Genomic DNA, 16,256 nt, shown 5'->3' on the forward strand with positions numbered 1-16,256 from the left:
CATGGACCGCAACAGCGAATCGATCGCCCGGGCACTCGCTGCCCTGCGCCGGGCCCAGTCGCGCCGCGCGCTGAGCCGGCTGGCACGCGAACGGGGCCGCCGCGGGCCGGTACCGGACGCGGTGTACGAGCTGCTGGACGTGATCGCGGCGGCCGGACGGCCGCCGACCGTCACCGAGGTGGCCGCGGCGCTGGGTACCGACCAGCCGCGCGCGAGCCGCCTGACCGCGCAGGCCCTGGACGCGGGACTGGTGCAGCGGCGCGCCGATCAGATGGACGGACGCCGCTCACTGCTGGAACCCACCGCCGAGGGCAGGCGGGCTCTGGCGGAGATCCAGGGGTTCCGGGCCCGGGTGGTGGCCGAGGTGACGGCCGGGTGGGACCCCGCGGACCGCGCGGCACTGGCGGGGCTGCTCGCCCGGTTCACCGAGGACTTCACCGCGCTGGTGCGCTGACCGCGCCGGTCAGGCGGCGTGCGCGTGCCGCGCCCGGAGTGCGCCGAGCCCGGCCTCGGTGGCCACCACGGGAACGTCCCCGGCGCCGGAGCCGTGCGTCGCCTCGATCAGGCCGCGCCAGCTGAGCCGGTCGAGCGCCTCGCACTCCCACGGCGGCACGCGGCCCGCGGCGGCGCCGTCCGCGTCCGCCCACATGTAGCAGGCGGGGGCACCCCACAGTCCGTTGTGGAACAGGATGAGCCCGGCGGCGACGTCCGCCAGGGCCTGGAGTTCTTGCGCGGTCATACCACACAGGGTGCCCGAGGGCCGGGCGGGCACACCTCCGCCGAATCACCGAGGCGGGTACGTAAGTCCGCCCTGCCGCACGACGCGGACACCTCGGGCGCCCGGAGCGCGGCCTACCGCCGGCTGGCCCGCACGAACTGCTCCCGCGGGTGCTGTTGCTCCCCGGTCGCCACGACCTGGCGCCGGAACGGCAGCGAGATCAGCCAGTCCGCCGCGATCCGCGTCTTGCGGTGCGCCGTCGGCATGGTCATCAGGTGGTAGGCGCGGTGCAGCGCCCACGCGGGCCAGCCACGCAGCTTCACGCCGTAGATCTGCGCAACTCCCTGGTACAGCCCCAGGCTGGCGACCGAGCCGGCGTAGGAGTGCCGGTAGCCCTCCAGCGTTCCGCCGCGCAGCGTCGCCACGATGTTGCGCGCCAGCACCACCGCCTGGCGTGACGCGTGCTGCGCCGACGGCGCGCACACCGCGCCCGGTTCCTTGCTGGTCACGTCCGGCACCGCGGCGGCGTCCCCGGCCGAGAACACGCCCGGGGCGCCGTCCACCTCCAGCGTGGTGGCGCAGCAGACCCGGCCCTGCGGGTTCAGCGGCAGGTCCGTGTCCGCCAGCATCGGGCTCGGCTTGACGCCCGCGGTCCACACGATCGTGTCCGCGTCGAACTCGGTGTCGTCGCCCAGCACCACGTGGCAGTCCACACAGGACTTGAGCGTGGTGCCCAGGTGGATCTCGAACCCGCGCCCGCTCAGCACGTCCAGGGTGTAGCCCGCCAGCGACGAGCTCACCTCGGGCATGATCCGGTCGGCGGCCTCGACCAGCACCCACCGCAGCTCCGAGCGGTCGATGGCGTAGTCCTTGAGCGCGTGGCGGGCCATGTCCTCCAGTTCCGCCATCGCCTCGATACCCGCGTAACCCCCGCCGACGAACACGAACGTGAGCAGCTTGCGCCGCAGCTGTTGATCCACCGTGCTGGCGGCGACGTCGAGCCGGGACAGCACGTGGTTGCGCAGGTAGACCGCTTCCTCCAGGGTCTTGAACCCGATGCCGTGCTCGGCCAGCCCGGGAATGGGCAGCGTCTTGGACACCGAACCGGGCGCGACCACCAGGATGTCGTAGCCGATCCGCTCGACGTGCCCGTCGGCGACGCGCAGCGTGACCGACTTCGCCGTCGTGTCGACGCCGGTCGCCTCCGCGGCCATCACCGTGCAGCCGGGCAGCACCTCCCGCAGCGGTACGACGACGTGCCGCGGTTCGACGGAACCAGCCGCCGCTTCGGCCAGGAACGGCTGATACGTCATGTACGAGCGCGGGTCGAGCACGGTCAGCTCGGCTTCGGCCGGGGCGAGCCGCTTGCGCAGCTGCCGGGCCGTCGTGGCGCCGACGTAACCGCCCCCGATGATCACGATCCGGGCCGGGTCACCCACGCAGCACCTCCTCGTCGGTCTCGTAGTCCACTTCCAGGCGCTGCTCGGCCACGTCCCCCAGATCGGCTTCGGACGGCAGCTCCGGCGCCGGCCGCGTGCGTTTCCGCGGGTCCGCGGTCTGCCGCTGCTCCAGTGCGTCGGCGACAGGCGCTTCGGGGTCGGGCGGCAGCGGCGCGTCGTGCTCCAGCGCCTCGCGCACGGACTCCTCGTCGGGCTCGGTCACCTTCGATCACCCTCCTCGTTGTTCGCGGGCAGTTCGGCGAGGGCCTGGGCGACGCCGGCGACCACGTCCGGGTGACCCAGCGGCAGCGGTGCCGGGACCCGGTCGTCCGCGCCGCCGGTGCTGTGCGCGACCACGCGCACCGGTACCCCGGCCTCGGCCAGGCCGCTGATCCGCTCGCGGTTGTCCGTCTCCCAGCTCCGGTCCGCGGTCTCGCCGTCGCCCGGCGGCACGAACTGGTCGGCGGCCGGGTCGACGAGCAGCAGCGAGCGCACCCGGTCGCGGTGCTGCTCGGCCAGCCGCAGGGCGCCGTCGGCGAACGGGCCGCTGGCGACCACGTGCACCGATTCGCCGGGCGGGTCGGACAGGATGTCGTCCGCCTGCGTCAGCCCGCCCTCGGCCGGCAGCCGGCACCACACCACCTGCCACTCGTCCGTCTTGTCCCGCCAGGTCGCCGGGAGCCCCTCGTGCTTGGCCAGCCCGGTCGGGTCGAGTACCAGCACGGTCGGGCCGTCCGGGGTACCTTCGGTTACGGCGGCCGGGCCCTCGGCACGCACCGGGTCCGGGGAGTAGTTCATGACCGCTCCTTTCTCCGGTCCCCGGCTACCCCGGGTACTGCCGCCCTACACGGATCACGTGCGGACAGGGGATGGACATGCGGGAGCACTTGCAGGAGGTAGCCGGCTTCAACGTCCCGGTCACGTCGGCCGAGGACACCGAACTGGTCGCCGCGCAGCGCCGGCGCGCGGTGCGCGCGGTCGCGTCCGCGGCGGAGAACGCCGAGGACTGCGCGCTGCTGCTGGATGCGCTGGGCCTCAAGCCGGCCGAGGGGATGGCGCCGGTCCCGGCGCAGCGGCACGGCTGATCGGGTGTAACGCTGGTCACGGTCGGCGCCGGCTGGGGAACGGTGCGGCCGTGATCGCGTTGGCCAGGGCAGGACCCGATCACCTGCGGAGGACTGGCATGGCCCTGGCTGACATCGAGCTGCGCACGCTCGGCGGCGAACCGACGACCCTGGGCGGCCTCGGCCGCACGGCCCTGCTCGTGGTGAACGTCGCCTCCCGGTGCGGTCTGACCCCGCAGTACGCCGCGCTGGAGCGGCTCCAGGAACGCTACGGCGACCGCGGGTTCTCCGTCGTGGGCTTCCCCTGCAACCAGTTCGCCGGTCAGGAACCGGGCACGGCCGAGGAGATCGCCACGTTCTGCTCGGCGACCTACGGGGTCACGTTCCCGCTGTTCGAGAAGATCGAGGTGAACGGACCCGGCCGGCACCCGCTCTACGCCGAGCTCGTGCAGGCCCGGGACGCCGCGGGGGAGAGCGGCGACGTGCAGTGGAACTTCGAGAAGTTCCTGGTCGGCCCGGACGGCACGGTGGTGGCGCGGTTCCGGCCGCGCACCGATCCGGAGGCCCCGGAGGTGGTCGAGGCGATCGAAGCGGTCCTGGCCGCCTGAGTCCATCAAACCTTTGACGGCCCGGGGCGCGTGAGCGGCGCCACGATGAGCGCTAGAACCGGCGCTTCGCGTCCAGGGCGGCCGAGCTCGTGGTGAGCTTTTCCAGCAATCCGATGAGGATGGTCTGCTCCGGCTTGGTGAGCGCGTTCGCCCACGCCTGTTCGCGCTGGTTGTGGGCCTCGTAGGCGCTGGTGATCGCCTCGTGCCCGGCCTCGGTGAGGGCCAGCAGCACCGCGCGCCGGTCGTGTTCGGCCTGCCGGCGGGACACCAGTCCGTCCCGCTCCAGCGTGTTGACCAGGGCGGACACCGCCGCGCGGCTCATCCCGGACAGCTGCGCGACGCGCTTGGCCTCCATCGGCCCGGCCAGCCACAGCGCGAACAGCACCCGGAACCCGCCCCAGCTCCAGCCGCGCGGCCGGTGCACCGTGGACTCCCAGTCGTAGACGAGTGCGCTGGTCAGCCGGTGCAGGGTGAGGCCGAGCCGCATCGCCGTGGCATCGACCGCGGGCAGCTCGGCGGTCGTCTTCGCGATCGCGTAGTCCACGAACGTCAGGTAGTCCAGCTCGTCGGGGGCAGCCGGTTCCGCGGTCATGCGCCCAGGCTAGGCGGTCGCAGCCGCGACCTCGACCGGCGGCCGCGGTTCGGACGTACCCTTCCCTTGCGGGGTGACCCGCGTTACGCTGTCGTCCACCAGATAGTCAAAGCTTTGATCAAAGGAGGTGCGGGGTGGCCCAGAAGGCGTTCGCCTCGTCCGGCGACGTGGCGGAGAAGCAGCAGACCCTGGAGGTCCTCGACGACGGCGTCTACGCGCTCACCGCCGAGGGCGACCCGAACGTCGGCGCCATCGAGGGTGAGGACTTCCTGGTCTGTTTCGAGGCACTCGCCACCCCGGTCGCCGCCCGGGAGTGGCTCGCGAAGCTGCGGGAGCACACCGACAAGCCGGTCCGGTACCTCGTGCTGTCGCACTACCACGCGGTGCGCGTGCTGGGCGCGTCCGCGTTCGACGCCGAGGTGATCGTCGCGCACGAGAACACCCGCGCACTGGTCGCCGAGCGCGGCAAGGAGGACTGGGAGAGCGAATTCGGCCGCATGCCGCGGCTGGCCAAGGGCGCGGAGTCGGTGCCCGGCCTGACCTGGCCCACGCTGACCTTCTCCGACCGGCTCACGATCGACCTCGGCGGCGACCGCGGTGACCTGGTCCTGCAGTACTGCGGCCGCGGCCACACCGAGGGCGACATCGTGGCGTGGCTGCCGCGGCAGCGCATCCTGTTCGCCGGTGACCTCGTCGAGGCCGAGGCCGCGCTCTACACCGGGGACGCCTTCCACCGCGACTGGGCCTCGTCCACTTTGGACCGGGTCAAGGCGTTCGGTGCCGAGGCGCTGATCGGCGGGCGCGGCGCGGTCAGCCGGGGCCGGGACGCCGTCGACGCCGCGGTCGAGCAGACCCGCAACTTCCTCGACGTGATGATCCGCGAGGTCGGCGCCGTGCAGCGGGCCGGTGGCACGCTCAAGGAGGCGTTCGAGCGCACCCACGCCGCGCTGGCGCCGCAGTACGGGCACTGGCCGATCTTCGAGCACTGCCTGCCCTTCGACGTCTCCCGCCTGTGGGACGAGCTGTCCGGCATCGAGCGCCCGGTCATCTGGACGGCGCAGCGGGACCGCGAGGTCTGGGACCAGCTGCAGGGCTGAGCGATGACCACGACGACGGACCCCTCGACCGGGCATCACAGGGTGGCGGTCATCGGCAACGGCCCGGTCGGCCAGACCACCGCGCTGCTGCTCGCCCGGTGGGGCGTGCCGGTGGTGCTGCTCGACGCCCGGGCCGAGCGCGACCTGGTCGGCTCGAAGGCGATCTGCCAGCAGCGCGACGTGCTCGACGTGTGGGAGGCGGTCGGCGCCGGGCGCCGGATCGCCGACGAGGGCGTCACCTGGACCACCGCGCGGACCTTCCACCGCGACCACGAACTGTTCGCCTACAGCATGGCCGACCCGGGCCGCTCGGCGTTCCCGCCGTTCGTCAACATCTCCCAGGCCCGCACCGAGGAGATCCTGGACGAGCGGATCGCCGCCGAGCCCCTGGTCGACGTGCGCTGGGGCCACCGGGTCACCGGCATCGACCAGGACGAGCACGGCGTGACCCTGGCCGTCGCGGGGCGGCCGGCCGTGCGCGCCGACTACGTCGTGGCCTGCGCCGGGGCGCGGGGCGAGGAGATCCGCCGGATGCTCGGCATCGGCTTCGGCGGGCACTCCTTCGACGACCGGTTCCTCATCTGCGACATCCGCGCCGACCTGCCCGGCTGGGCGCGGGAACGGCGGTTCTACTTCGACCCGGAGTGGAACCCGGGCCGCCAGGTGCTGATCCACCCGTGCCCCGGCTCGACGTTCCGGATCGACTGGCAGGTGCCCGGCGACTACGACCTCGCCGCGGAGGAGGCCAGTGGCGCGCTGGACGCGCGCATCCGCGCGATCATCGGCGATCAGCCGTACGAGATCGTGTGGAAGTCGGTGTACCGGTTCCACTCCCGGGTGGCCGACCGGATGCGGGCGGGCCGCGTGCTGCTCGCCGGGGACTGCGCGCACCTGGTGTCGCCGTTCGGCGCCCGCGGACTCAACTCCGGGGTCGGCGACGCCGAGAACGCCGCCTGGAAACTCGCGTTTGTGCTGCACGGCTGGGCCGGCGCGGAGCTGCTGGAGTCCTACCACGACGAACGCCACGCGGCGGCGTGCGAGAACATCGCGGTCACCACGGCCACGATGGACTTCCTGGTGCCGCAGACCGAGGAGCAGCACCGGCGGCGGCGCGAGGTGCTCCGCGCCGCGGCCACCGACCCGGCGGTGCGGGCGCAGGTGGACTCCGGGCGGCTGGCCGAGCCGTTCTGGTACGTCGACTCCCCGCTGACCACCCCCGATGCGTCGCGGCCGTTCCGCGGGCGCCCGCCCCGCGGCGAGGTGCCGCCGGCCGGCCCGGGGATCCTGGTGCCGGACGTCCCGGTGTCGGTGACCGGCTCGTCCTGCGGCCGCTTCCGGGAGCTGGCCCGCGACGGCGTGCTGCTGCTGGCCACCGACGGTGCGGAGGCCGAGCCGCCGCCGGACGTCGCCGCGCCGGTGCGCGTGCTGCGGCTGCGTGACATCGACGTGACCGGGGTGCTCGCCGAAGCGCTCGCCGCGCGGCCCGGGGAGGTGTGGGTGATCCGGCCGGACGCCCACGTCGCGGCGGTCGTCACCGACGCGGCGGCCGTGGCGGCGGCGGTGCACCGCGCCCTCGGGCAGCCGGCCGGTGACCGTGTCCTGCCGGCCGCCGGCGCGTGAGGGGGAGGGCCATGGACAGGATCGCGGTCACCGGGGCCACCGGGCAGCTCGGCTCCCGGGTCGCCACGCTGCTGGCCGAGCGGGGCGTCCCGCACCGGCTGTGCGTGCGCGACCCGGCCCGGGCGCCACGGGCCGCGGGAGCCGAGGTGGTGGCCGCGGACTACGCCGACCCGGCCGGGTTCCGCGCGGCGCTCACCGGCATCTCGACGCTGCTGCTGGTGTCCGGGCACGAAGGCCCCGAACGGATGGACCTGCACCGCAACGCCGTCCGGGCCGCCGCCGAGGCCGGGGTCGACCGCGTCGTCTACACCTCGTTCCTCGGCGCGGCCCCGCACGCGACGTTCACCTTCGCCCGGGAGCACGCCGAGACCGAGCGGCTGATCCGGGAGCACGGGCTCCGGCTGACGGCGCTGCGCAACACGCTCTACGCCGATGTCGCGCCGCACTTCGCCGGCCCCGATGGGGTGCTGCGCGGCCCGGCCGCCGACGGGCGGCTCGCGTGGGTCGCCCGCCAGGACGTCGCGCGCCTGGCCGTGGCGTGCCTGCTCGACGACGGGCACGCGAACCAGGTCTACGACGTGACCGGCCCGGAGGCGATCGACCTGCACGAGACCGCGGCGCTGCTGAGCGAGGTCACCGGCCGGGACATCACCTACCACCCGGAGACCGAGCAGGAGGCGCGTGCGTCGCGAGCGGGCGCGCAGCCCTGGCAGATCGACGGCTGGGTCGGCTCCTACCTCGCGGTGGCAACCGGTGAGGTGGCCGTCACCAGCCACACCGTCGAGCACGTGACGGGCCGCCGCCCGTGGACGTTCGCGGAGTTCCTGGCCGCGGAACCGCACGCCTGGGCGCACCTGGTGTGACCCCGGCGGCTGCACGCCCGCCGAGCGGGGCAACTATCATCGAGACCCGAGAAGATCACCCCCGAGAGGCACCGCGCATGGCGTCGGACAGACCGGCATCACCCTCGGTCGACCGCACGCTGACCGTGCTGGAGACCCTGGTCACCGCCGGTGAGGGCGTCACCCTCACCGCGCTGGCACGCGCGAGCGGGATCCCGCTGGCCACCTGCGCCTCCATCGTCTACACGCTGGAGAGCCGGGGCTACGCCCGCCGTCGCGTCGTCGGGCGCAGCCACTTCTGGCGCGCCACCACCCGTGTGTGCGAGCTCGCCGCCCCGCTGGCCGGCGAGGCGCGGCCGGCGCGGTCCCGATGATCGTCGCGGTCGAGCTGGCGGCGCTGGTCGCCGCCGTTCTGGTTGTCACCGGCATCGCCCAGCGGCTGGGCTGGTCACCACCGTTGTGCCTGGTCGCGACCGGGGTCGCCGCCTCGTTCGTCCCGGGGGTGCCCGACTACCACCTCGATCCGGAGGTCGTGCTGGTCGGGTTGCTGCCGCCGCTGCTGTACGCGACCGCGATCCGCACCCCCCTCTTCGACTTCCGGGCCAACCGGGTGCCGATCGCGGCGCTGTCGGTCGGTCTGGTCGTGTTCACCACGCTCGTCGTCGGCTGGGTCGTGTGGCTCATCGTGCCCGGCATCCCGCTGGCCGCCGGGTTCGCGCTCGGCGCGGTGGTCGCGCCGCCGGACGCGGTGGCCGCCACCGCGGTCGCGCGCCGCGTCGGCATGCCGCGGCGGGTCGTGCGCATCCTGGAGGGCGAAAGCCTGCTCAACGACGCGGCGGCGCTGGTCGCGCTGCGCACCGCCATCGCGGCGATCGCCGGTGCGGTGAGCATCGCCGAGGTCGGTGGCGACTTCCTGCTCGCCGCCGGCGGGGGAGTCGCGGTCGGTGCGGTGATCGGCTGGGGCGCGAGCCTGCTGCGCCGCCGCCTGACCGACCCGGTGCTGGACACCGCCTGGTCGTTCGTCATCCCGTTCCTGGCCTACCTGCCGGCCGAGGCCGTCCACGGTTCCGGTGTGCTGGCGGTCGTGGTGGCCGGGCTCATCGTCGGGCACCAGATGCCGAAGCTGCTGTCCGGCCCGTCCCGGCTGGCCAGCAGGCTGAACTGGCGCACCATCCAGTTCCTGCTGGAGAACGTGGTCTTCCTGCTGATCGGGCTGCAGGTGCGGCGGATCGTGGAGGAGGTCGGCGCCGCGCGGCTGTCGGCGTGGACGCTCTCGCTGATCTGCGCCGGGGTGCTCGCCGCGACGATCCTCGCGCGGATCGTGTGGGTCCTCGGGTACGGGCTGGTCACCCGGATGCGGCCGGGCGGCCGCACGCCGTGGTCCTACTTCGCGGTGATCTCGTGGGCGGGCATGCGTGGCGTGGTCACGCTCGCGGCCGCGTTCGTCCTCCCGGACGACACGCCGCAGCGCGCGGTGCTGGTGCTTGCGGCGTTCGTCGTGGTGGCCGGCACGCTGCTGCTGCACGGCACCACCCTGCCCGGCCTGGTGCGCCGGCTGCGCCTGCCGCCGCCCAACCCGGCCGAGGACGCGTTGCAGGAGGCGGCGCTGCTGCACGACATGACGTCGGCGGGCCTGGCGCGGCTGGAGGAGATCCGCCGCCCCCAGGACCCGATCGAGGTCATCGACCGGTTGCGGGACAAGCAGGCCTACCGGTCGGACTCGGCGTGGGAGAGCCTCGGCCGGCTCAGCGACGTGGAGGAGACCCCCAGCGACGCGTACCGTCGGTTGCGCGCCGAGATGCTGGACGCGGAGCGGCAGGTCCTGCTCACCGCACGCGCCCGGGGCACCGCCGACGACGAGGTGCTGCGGCGGGTGATGGACGGGCTGGACATCGAGGAGTCGCTGCTGGAGCGACCCGAGGAGGAGCCGGGCATGGAACGTGAGCTGGAGACCCCCGCGGCCACCGCGGGCAGTTGCGACCACCTGGAGCGGGCGGGCTCGCCGGACGCCGACGCCGAGGGCTGCATCGACTGCCTGCGCGAGGGCACGACGTGGGTGCACCTGCGGTTGTGCTTGGAGTGCGGGCACGTGGGCTGTTGCGACTCCTCGCCGCGCAAGCACGCCACCCAGCACTTCCACGACACCCGCCACCCGGTGATCCGCAGCTACGAGCCCGGCGAGAACTGGCGCTGGTGCTTCGTCGACGGCATCGTCGGCTGAGCCGCACCGCCCGGTGACCGCTCCGGGTCAGAACATCCCGTTCGGGATCTGACCGGCCTCCGGCACGCGCTGGACGACGTCCCAGTGCTCGGCGATCTGCCCGTCCTCGAGGCGCCAGATGTCCACGACGGCGGCAGCGCGCTCGCCGCCCTCCGGGGTCATGCTGTAGTGCAGCACCACGAGGTCGTCCTCGGCGACGACCCGTTTGAGATCGAGGTGCGCGCCGGCGACCGGGGCGGCGGCGATGAACTCGATGAACGCGTCCCGCCCGCTGGGGTTGCCGGGGCTGTGCTCGATGAAGTCCTCGTGCAGAAGGGTGCGCAGCACCTCGGTGTTACCCGAGGCGAATTCGCGGAATCCGTCGACAACCAGTTGCTTGTTGGTCTTGTCCATCTGCCGACTGTGGCGCACGGCGGCCGGGCGCGTCGATTACCCGCCGGGTAATGGATGCGCGCGGCCGGCATGCCGTCAGAACGGGTAAGCCGCGACGTCGCCGCGCATCGTGACCCAGCGGGTCTCGGTGAACGCCTCGATGTTCGCCGCCGGGCCGCCGAAGCGCGAGCCGGTGCCGGAGTCGAACACGCCGCCGAACGGGGCCAGCGCCTCGTCGTTGACCGTCTGGTCGTTGATGTGCGCGATCCCGGTCGGAATCCGGTCGGCCAGCGCCAGGCCCTTCGCCACGTCCGCGGTGATGATGCCCAGCGACAGCCCGTACTCGCTCTCCGACGCGAGCTTCGCCGCCTCGTCCAGCGTGGCGAACTTCGCCACCGGGGCGACCGGGCCGAACACCTCCTGGTCGTAGGCGGGCACCGAGGGGCCCGCCCCGGCCAGCACGGTGGCGCGGTAGAAGAGGTTTTCGTAGGTGCCGCCCGCCGCGACCTTCGCCCCGGCGTCCACACTGGACGTCACCAGGCCGTGGATCTTGTCACGCTGGCGCTCGTCGATGATCGGGCCGAGCGCGACCTGGTCGGTGAACGGGTTGCCGACCGGCAGGTGGTTCGCCTTCTCCGCGAGCCGGTCCACGTACTCGTCGTAGAGCGAGGCGTGCACCAGGTGCCGCCCGGTGGTCATGCAGATCTGGCCCTGGTGGAAGAACGAGCCCCACGCGGCGGCGCTCATCGCCTGCTCCAGGTCGGCGTCGTCGAGCACGATCAGCGCCGAGTTGCCGCCGAGCTCCAGGTGCGCGCGCTTGAGGTGACGCCCGGCCGATTCGCCGACGGCCCGGCCCGCGGCCGTGGACCCGGTGAACGAGATGACCCGGACGTGCGGGTCCTCGACCAGGGCCGCGCCGACGTCCGGCCCGCCCGGCAGCACGTGCAGCACCCCGGCCGGCAGCCCCGCCTCCTCGAAGACGCGCGCCAGCGCCACGCCACCGCAGACCGCGGTGCGGGGGTCCGGCTTGAGCACGACGCTGTTGCCCAGCGCCAGTGCCGGCGCGACCGACCGGATCGACAGGATCAGCGGCGCGTTGAACGGCGCGATCACGCCGACGACGCCGGCCGGGACGCGGCGGGCCATGCTCAGCCGCGGCGCCTCGCTCGGCAGGACCTCGCCGGTGGGGTGGCTCGGCAGGGCGGCGGCCTCATAGCACTCCTGCGCGGCGACGTGCAGTTCGAAGTCGGCCTTGCCGGGGATGCTGCCCGACTCGCGGATCAGCCAGTCCTTGAGCTCGGCGGCGTGCTGCTGCCACAGGTCACCGGCGCGGCGCAGGACCGCGGCGCGGTCCTGGAAGGAGGTCGCCGCCCACGCGCGCTGCGCCTCGGCCGCCTTCGCCGCCGAGGCCGCGAGGTCCTGGGGCGAGGCGATGCCGACGCGTCCCAGCTCGTCCCCGGTCGCGGGCTCGACGACCGCCGCGTCGCCGCCCGCCGCGCGCTCCCAGCTGCCGGTGAAGACGCGTCCGGTCCACTTCTCGTCGTCGAGAAAGCTCACTGTCACTCCTGATGCGCGAGGTTTTCCGCCATCCTCCTGGGCTCTTCTGGGTTCGCCAGTGGGTCTTTCACTGAGTGGAAGGCCGGAAAACTGTCGGTGGTGGCTGCGATGATCGCGCTCGTGGACGAATCGAAGATCAAGCGGACGCTCGCCTCGCACGGCCCGGTGCGGCGGCGGCCACGGGCGGTGCTCGAACGGATGCTGGCGCGGGCGGGGGAGGACCTGTCGCCCGCGGAGCCGGTGGCGGCTCTGGAGGCGCGGATCGCGTCGCTGCTGGGCAAGCCGGCGGCGTTGTTCTTCCCGAGCGGGACGATGGCGCAGCAGGCCGCGCTGCGGGTGCACGCGGACCGGTCCGGGCGGCGGACGTTCGCCGCGCACCCGCACACGCACCTGGACAACTGGGAGGACAAGGGTTACGCGGCGGTGCACGGCCTGCGGTTCCGGCCGGTGGGGGACCGCAACGAGCTGATGACGCTGGCGGACCTGGAGGCGGTGGGGGAGCCGCTCGCGGCCGTGGTGTGGGAGCTGCCGCAGCGGGACCTCGGCGGGTTGCTACCGTCGTGGGACGATCTGGTTGCGCAGACCGGGCTCGCGCGCTCCCGTGGCGCGGCGGCGCACCTGGACGGCGCGCGGCTGTGGGAGTCGCAACCGTTCTACGGCAAGGATTTCGCCGAGATCGCCGGCCTGTTCGACAGCGTGTACGTGTCGCTCTACAAAGGACTGCAAGGCGTGCGGGGAGCGGTGCTCGCCGGCGACGAGGCGCTGGTCTCGGAGGTGGCGGTCTGGCGCCGCCGGCTCGGCGGCGCGATAGCCGACGCGTGGCCGCTGGCGCTCGCGGCGCTGGACGGGCTGGACTCGGTGCTGCCGCGGATGCCGGAGTTCCACACCCACGCGCGGTCCCTGGCGACGGCGATCAACCAGGACGGGGTGGCGTACGCGCACCCGGACCCGCCGCAGGCCGGGATGTTCCACGTCCACCTGCCCGCACCGAAGGCCGCGGTGGAGCGCGCGGCGGAGGAGCTGATCGCCGAGAAGGGCGTGCAGTTGTTCCTGCGGGTGCGATCGGCGCCAGACCCCCGGCGGTGCTCCTTCGAGGTCAGCGTCGGGGAGACCACAATGGACTTCACGCCGCCGGAGGTGGTCGCCCTGCTGCACGAGCTGCTCGACCGCGCGCGCTGAGCCGCGCCACCGGCGGTCGTCAGGTGCTCGGGCGCGCGAAGCGCCCGCTTGCCGGTCACCGCGGTGACGTTCAGGCGGGGCGCTGGGGACACCAGCGATCGCAACGGGCCTGCGTAGGCCGGCGGCTGCTCGGCCGCGCGCGCTGAGCCGCGCCACCGGCGGTGGTCGGGTGCTCGGGCGCGCGAAGCGCCCGCTTGCCGGTCACCGCGGTGACGTTCAGGCGGGGCGCTGGGGACGCCAGCGATCGCAACGGGCCTGCGTCGGCCGGCGGCTGGTCGGCCGCGCGCGCTGAGCCGCGCCACCGGCGGTGGTCGGGTGCTCGGGCGCGGGCGCCGGCGAGGAAGTGCTCGGCCACCGCCCGGTCGCCGGTCACCGCGGCCTCGTCCAGGCGGGCGCCGGGGAACGCCAGCGAGCGCAGCGTCTCCAGTGTCGCATCGGCCCTGCGCGCTGAACCGCGCCGACGGTCGTCAGCTGCTCGGGCGCGGGAAGCAGCCGAGGAACCGCTCGGCCACCGCTCGATCGCCAGTCACCGCGGCGTCGTCCAGACAAGCGCCGAGGAACACCAGCGAACGCAACCCGCCCGCGTCGGTCTCCAGCGTCGCATCGGCCTCGCCCGAGCCCCGCTCGATCGAGAACTCGCCGGAATCGACCCTGGCCAGGAACGCGTCGTCGCCGAGCTGCAGCGCCACCCGGGCCGACAGGTCGCCCGCCCGGTCCGGCGAGAACGTCGTCCGCAGCGCCAGGACCAGTGCGTCCACGCTCAGCTCCCCGGCCGGCGGCACCGCGCGGCGGCTGCCCCACCGCGCCAGCGCCAGCACGACCGCCTCCAGCTCGGCGCCGTGCTCGGTGAGCTCGTACACGCTGGTGCTGGCAGGCGGCCCGAGCCGTCGCCGCCGCACCACGCCGGCCGCCTCCAGTTCCCGCAGCCGCTGCGACAGCACGTTCTGGCTCATCCCCGGCAACGACCGGCTCAGATCCCGGAACCGCTTCGGCCCCAGCAGCAGCTCGCGCACCACGAGCAGCGCCCAGCGCTCGCCGACGGCGTCCAGTGCCCGCGCCACTCCGCAGGGATCGTCGTAACTCCGCACGAAGAAATACTAGCTTAATGACACCGATCACTCCTAAAGTAGGAGCATGGCTACCACGCTCCCACAGGGAGACCTCAGACTTCTCGGCACCGACCTGGCCCAGCGGATGCTCGCCTCGACCGAGCTGGCCCGTCTCGCCTACGTGGCCCCGGACGGCACCCCGCGGGTGCTGCCCATGTTGTTCCACTGGACCGGTGAGGAAGTGGTCATGTCGACGTTCGCCGGCACGGCGAAGGTCGCTGCGCTGCGCGCGAACCCGGCCGTCGCGATCACCATCGACCGCGCCGGCCCGCCACCGGAAGTGCTGCTGGTGCGCGGCACCGCGGTGGTGACCGAGGTCGACGGCGTGGTGCCCGAGTACGCCGCGGCGCAGCACCGCTACTACGGCGAGCAGGGTGACGCCGGGGTCGCCGAACTGGACCGCCCTGGCCTGAAGATGGCACGCATCGCGGTGCGGCCGGCCTGGGCCGGCACCTTCGACTTCCAGGAACGCTTCCCCGGCGGCGCCACGCGCGCGGAGTTCGCGCGGCGGGGGCGCTGACATGGCCACGTTCGTGCTCATCCCCGGTGCGGGCGGGCAGGCGTCGTACTGGAACCGGCTGGTGCCCGAGCTGACCGCGCGCGGCCACGAGGCGATCGCCGTCGAGCTGCCCGCCGGCGACGAGTCGGCGGGGTTGTCCGAGTACGCCGACGTGGTCGTCGACGCGATCGGGGGCCGCGACGGCGGCGACGGCGACGGCGGCGACGACATCGTCCTCGTTGCCCAGTCGATGGGCGGCTTCACTGCTCCGCTGGTGTGCGAGCGCGTCCCCGTGCGGCTCCTGGTGCTGCTCAACGCGATGATCCCGCGTCCCGGCGAGCCCGGCGGGCAGTGGTGGGCGGAGACCGGCTACCGGCAGGCGCATCCGGAGGAGATGGACGTCGAGCGCGACTTCTTCCACGACGTCCCGCCGGAGGTGCGGGCCGAGGTCATCGGACAGGGCGAACCGCAGCAGTCGGGCACCCCGTTCGAGCAGCCCTGGCCGCTGGCGAAGTGGCCGGACGTGCCGACCCGGTTCGTCCAGGGCCGCGACGACCGGTTCTTCCCGCTGGAGTTCCAGCGGCGGGTCGTGCGGGAGCGGCTCGGGCTGGAGCTGGACGAGATTCCCGGCGGTCACCTGGCCGCGCTGAGCAGGCCCCGCGAACTGGCTGAATACCTCGTTTCGCTCGTCTAGGTGGCCTGCGGTCGAAGGTGGCTCGACGGGGCGTGCGCGGTAGTTAGGGCTACCGATGGTCGGCGGGCATCTCGTAGATGATCTCGAGCCCGTCCTCGTCGTCCCACTGTTCGCCGACCTCGGCGAAGCCGTACTGCGATGCCAATCTGCGGGAGGCCGTGTTGCCGGGGCTGATGGTGACCCGGACGGTGTGTACCTCCGGCTCCCGGGCGGCCCGCGCCAGCAATGACTCCAGCGCCGCGCGCGCGTAACCGCGTCGCCGGTGTGCGGGGTCGACGGCGTAGCCGATTTCCACCATCCCCGACGTGTCGGGAGGCCCGTGGTAGCCGGCCGTTCCGACGGCCAGTAGTTGTTGCTGGTCCCAGATGATGCCGGTGACCCAGGCGGCGCTGTCGGGGTCCGCTGCGACCTGCCTGCTGCGCCTCTGCCAGAGCCGGCGCCGGTCCGGGCCGGCCAGGTAGGCAGTCAGGGGCACGGGGCTGGTCGCGTTCGCCCCTGCCAGGTCCCCGCGGGCGAGCGCGTCGAACGCGGGGCCGGTCAGATGCACGATACGAACATCCGGCTTCGGCGTGGTTGGTGTTGCCGCGTGGTGGTGGTCCGGCACGGAGAGGCAACCTGCCACAGATCTGATCACGACGCACCCGC

The 16,256-nt window shown here is 73.5% G+C and carries 20 protein-coding genes; 11 read left to right on the forward strand and 9 right to left on the reverse strand.

The window, feature by feature from the left end:
• The first annotated feature begins 1 nt into the window (after window position 1).
• Window positions 2-454 (forward strand): MarR family winged helix-turn-helix transcriptional regulator, encoded by a 453-nt coding sequence (locus FHX46_RS12090; RefSeq protein ID WP_167113384.1) that lies wholly within the window; start codon window positions 2-4, stop codon window positions 452-454.
• Window positions 455-463: 9 nt separating this feature from the next.
• On the opposite strand, the gene FHX46_RS12095 is transcribed toward FHX46_RS12090, so the two are convergent.
• From FHX46_RS12095 to FHX46_RS12110, 4 genes are all read right to left on the reverse strand, one after another.
• The gene (locus FHX46_RS12095; protein ID WP_167113386.1) at window positions 464-739 is read right to left on the reverse strand and encodes a hypothetical protein; all 276 of its coding nucleotides are present in this window, start codon (window positions 737-739) and stop codon (window positions 464-466) included.
• 113 nt (window positions 740-852) lie between these two features.
• Window positions 853-2,157 (reverse strand): NAD(P)/FAD-dependent oxidoreductase, encoded by a 1,305-nt coding sequence (locus FHX46_RS12100; protein WP_167113388.1) that lies wholly within the window; start codon window positions 2,155-2,157, stop codon window positions 853-855.
• On the reverse strand, window positions 2,150-2,380 hold the full coding sequence (locus FHX46_RS12105; protein WP_167113390.1) for a hypothetical protein: 231 nt from the start codon (window positions 2,378-2,380) through the stop codon (window positions 2,150-2,152). The genes FHX46_RS12100 and FHX46_RS12105 overlap by 8 nt, the downstream gene beginning before the upstream one ends.
• Complete coding sequence (locus tag FHX46_RS12110; RefSeq protein WP_167113392.1) at window positions 2,377-2,955, reverse strand: alpha/beta fold hydrolase; 579 nt, start codon at window positions 2,953-2,955, stop codon at window positions 2,377-2,379. The genes FHX46_RS12105 and FHX46_RS12110 overlap by 4 nt, the downstream gene beginning before the upstream one ends.
• 71 nt (window positions 2,956-3,026) lie before the next feature.
• Here FHX46_RS12110 and FHX46_RS12115 point away from each other — a divergent pair, with 71 nt between their 5' ends.
• On the forward strand, window positions 3,027-3,242 hold the full coding sequence (locus FHX46_RS12115) for a hypothetical protein (protein WP_167107745.1): 216 nt from the start codon (window positions 3,027-3,029) through the stop codon (window positions 3,240-3,242).
• Between the two features lie 98 nt (window positions 3,243-3,340).
• Complete coding sequence (locus FHX46_RS12120; RefSeq protein ID WP_167113394.1) at window positions 3,341-3,829, forward strand: glutathione peroxidase; 489 nt, start codon at window positions 3,341-3,343, stop codon at window positions 3,827-3,829.
• A 52-nt stretch (window positions 3,830-3,881) separates the two neighbouring features.
• On the opposite strand, the gene FHX46_RS12125 is transcribed toward FHX46_RS12120, so the two are convergent.
• Window positions 3,882-4,421, reverse strand: a complete 540-nt coding sequence (locus FHX46_RS12125; protein ID WP_167113396.1) for a MarR family winged helix-turn-helix transcriptional regulator — start codon at window positions 4,419-4,421, stop codon at window positions 3,882-3,884.
• Between the two features lie 134 nt (window positions 4,422-4,555).
• Here FHX46_RS12125 and FHX46_RS12130 point away from each other — a divergent pair, with 134 nt between their 5' ends.
• From FHX46_RS12130 to FHX46_RS12150, 5 genes are all read left to right on the forward strand, one after another.
• Window positions 4,556-5,518 (forward strand): MBL fold metallo-hydrolase, encoded by a 963-nt coding sequence (locus FHX46_RS12130; protein WP_167107754.1) that lies wholly within the window; start codon window positions 4,556-4,558, stop codon window positions 5,516-5,518.
• 3 nt (window positions 5,519-5,521) lie between these two features.
• The gene (locus tag FHX46_RS12135) at window positions 5,522-7,138 is read left to right on the forward strand and encodes an FAD-dependent monooxygenase (protein WP_167113397.1); all 1,617 of its coding nucleotides are present in this window, start codon (window positions 5,522-5,524) and stop codon (window positions 7,136-7,138) included.
• 11 nt (window positions 7,139-7,149) lie between these two features.
• Window positions 7,150-8,001 (forward strand): SDR family oxidoreductase, encoded by an 852-nt coding sequence (locus FHX46_RS12140; RefSeq protein WP_167113399.1) that lies wholly within the window; start codon window positions 7,150-7,152, stop codon window positions 7,999-8,001.
• A gap of 77 nt (window positions 8,002-8,078) precedes the next feature.
• Window positions 8,079-8,354: a helix-turn-helix domain-containing protein gene (locus FHX46_RS12145; protein ID WP_167113401.1), complete on the forward strand. Its 276-nt coding sequence runs from the start codon at window positions 8,079-8,081 to the stop codon at window positions 8,352-8,354.
• Entirely contained in the window at window positions 8,351-10,201 is a 1,851-nt protein-coding gene (locus FHX46_RS12150) for a Na+/H+ antiporter (protein ID WP_167113403.1), read from the forward strand. The genes FHX46_RS12145 and FHX46_RS12150 overlap by 4 nt, the downstream gene beginning before the upstream one ends.
• A 27-nt stretch (window positions 10,202-10,228) precedes the next feature.
• Here the strand turns inward: FHX46_RS12150 and FHX46_RS12155 are convergent, their stop codons facing one another.
• Together FHX46_RS12155 and FHX46_RS12160 are read right to left on the reverse strand one after the other, a co-directional pair.
• The gene (locus FHX46_RS12155) at window positions 10,229-10,594 is read right to left on the reverse strand and encodes a nuclear transport factor 2 family protein (RefSeq protein ID WP_167113405.1); all 366 of its coding nucleotides are present in this window, start codon (window positions 10,592-10,594) and stop codon (window positions 10,229-10,231) included.
• A gap of 75 nt (window positions 10,595-10,669) precedes the next feature.
• On the reverse strand, window positions 10,670-12,130 hold the full coding sequence (locus FHX46_RS12160) for a benzaldehyde dehydrogenase (protein WP_167113407.1): 1,461 nt from the start codon (window positions 12,128-12,130) through the stop codon (window positions 10,670-10,672).
• A 108-nt stretch (window positions 12,131-12,238) separates the two neighbouring features.
• On the opposite strand from FHX46_RS12160, the gene FHX46_RS12165 reads away from it, so the two are divergent.
• A complete protein-coding gene (locus FHX46_RS12165; RefSeq protein ID WP_167121413.1) occupies window positions 12,239-13,309 on the forward strand; it encodes a threonine aldolase family protein in 1,071 nt (356 codons plus the stop codon).
• A 467-nt stretch (window positions 13,310-13,776) separates the two neighbouring features.
• Here FHX46_RS12165 and FHX46_RS12175 read toward each other — a convergent pair whose 3' ends face one another.
• Entirely contained in the window at window positions 13,777-14,370 is a 594-nt protein-coding gene (locus FHX46_RS12175) for a winged helix-turn-helix transcriptional regulator (RefSeq protein WP_167121415.1), read from the reverse strand.
• Between the two features lie 73 nt (window positions 14,371-14,443).
• Here FHX46_RS12175 and FHX46_RS12180 point away from each other — a divergent pair, with 73 nt between their 5' ends.
• Together FHX46_RS12180 and FHX46_RS12185 are read left to right on the forward strand one after the other, a co-directional pair.
• Window positions 14,444-14,938 (forward strand): pyridoxamine 5'-phosphate oxidase family protein, encoded by a 495-nt coding sequence (locus tag FHX46_RS12180; protein ID WP_167113409.1) that lies wholly within the window; start codon window positions 14,444-14,446, stop codon window positions 14,936-14,938.
• A 1-nt stretch (window position 14,939) separates the two neighbouring features.
• Complete coding sequence (locus FHX46_RS12185) at window positions 14,940-15,611, forward strand: alpha/beta fold hydrolase (RefSeq protein ID WP_167113411.1); 672 nt, start codon at window positions 14,940-14,942, stop codon at window positions 15,609-15,611.
• Between the two features lie 49 nt (window positions 15,612-15,660).
• Here FHX46_RS12185 and FHX46_RS12190 read toward each other — a convergent pair whose 3' ends face one another.
• Window positions 15,661-16,215 (reverse strand): GNAT family N-acetyltransferase, encoded by a 555-nt coding sequence (locus FHX46_RS12190; protein ID WP_313886105.1) that lies wholly within the window; start codon window positions 16,213-16,215, stop codon window positions 15,661-15,663.
• Window positions 16,216-16,256: the final 41 nt, after the last annotated feature.

Origin of the sequence: Amycolatopsis viridis, assembly GCF_011758765.1 — a bacterium.
In the GTDB taxonomy this organism is placed as follows: domain Bacteria; phylum Actinomycetota; class Actinomycetes; order Mycobacteriales; family Pseudonocardiaceae; genus Amycolatopsis_E; species Amycolatopsis_E viridis.

Bases quoted from the DNA above. Each gene is read 5' to 3' on its own strand.
- FHX46_RS12185 (WP_167113411.1), top strand. From the start codon at position 14,940: ATGGCCACGTTCGTGCTCATCCCCGGTGCGGGCGGGCAGGCGTCGTAC.
- FHX46_RS12145 (WP_167113401.1), top strand. From the start codon at position 8,079: ATGGCGTCGGACAGACCGGCATCACCCTCGGTCGACCGCACGCTGACC.
- FHX46_RS12090 (WP_167113384.1), top strand. From the start codon at position 2: ATGGACCGCAACAGCGAATCGATCGCCCGGGCACTCGCTGCCCTGCGC.
- FHX46_RS12095 (WP_167113386.1), bottom strand. From the start codon at position 739: ATGACCGCGCAAGAACTCCAGGCCCTGGCGGACGTCGCCGCCGGGCTC.
- FHX46_RS12180 (WP_167113409.1), top strand. From the start codon at position 14,444: ATGGCTACCACGCTCCCACAGGGAGACCTCAGACTTCTCGGCACCGAC.
- FHX46_RS12140 (WP_167113399.1), top strand. From the start codon at position 7,150: ATGGACAGGATCGCGGTCACCGGGGCCACCGGGCAGCTCGGCTCCCGG.
- FHX46_RS12115 (WP_167107745.1), top strand. From the start codon at position 3,027: ATGGACATGCGGGAGCACTTGCAGGAGGTAGCCGGCTTCAACGTCCCG.
- FHX46_RS12155 (WP_167113405.1), bottom strand. From the start codon at position 10,594: ATGGACAAGACCAACAAGCAACTGGTTGTCGACGGATTCCGCGAATTC.
- FHX46_RS12120 (WP_167113394.1), top strand. From the start codon at position 3,341: ATGGCCCTGGCTGACATCGAGCTGCGCACGCTCGGCGGCGAACCGACG.
- FHX46_RS12125 (WP_167113396.1), bottom strand. From the start codon at position 4,421: ATGACCGCGGAACCGGCTGCCCCCGACGAGCTGGACTACCTGACGTTC.
- FHX46_RS12110 (WP_167113392.1), bottom strand. From the start codon at position 2,955: ATGAACTACTCCCCGGACCCGGTGCGTGCCGAGGGCCCGGCCGCCGTA.
- FHX46_RS12135 (WP_167113397.1), top strand. From the start codon at position 5,522: ATGACCACGACGACGGACCCCTCGACCGGGCATCACAGGGTGGCGGTC.
- FHX46_RS12165 (WP_167121413.1), top strand. From the start codon at position 12,239: ATGATCGCGCTCGTGGACGAATCGAAGATCAAGCGGACGCTCGCCTCG.
- FHX46_RS12150 (WP_167113403.1), top strand. From the start codon at position 8,351: ATGATCGTCGCGGTCGAGCTGGCGGCGCTGGTCGCCGCCGTTCTGGTT.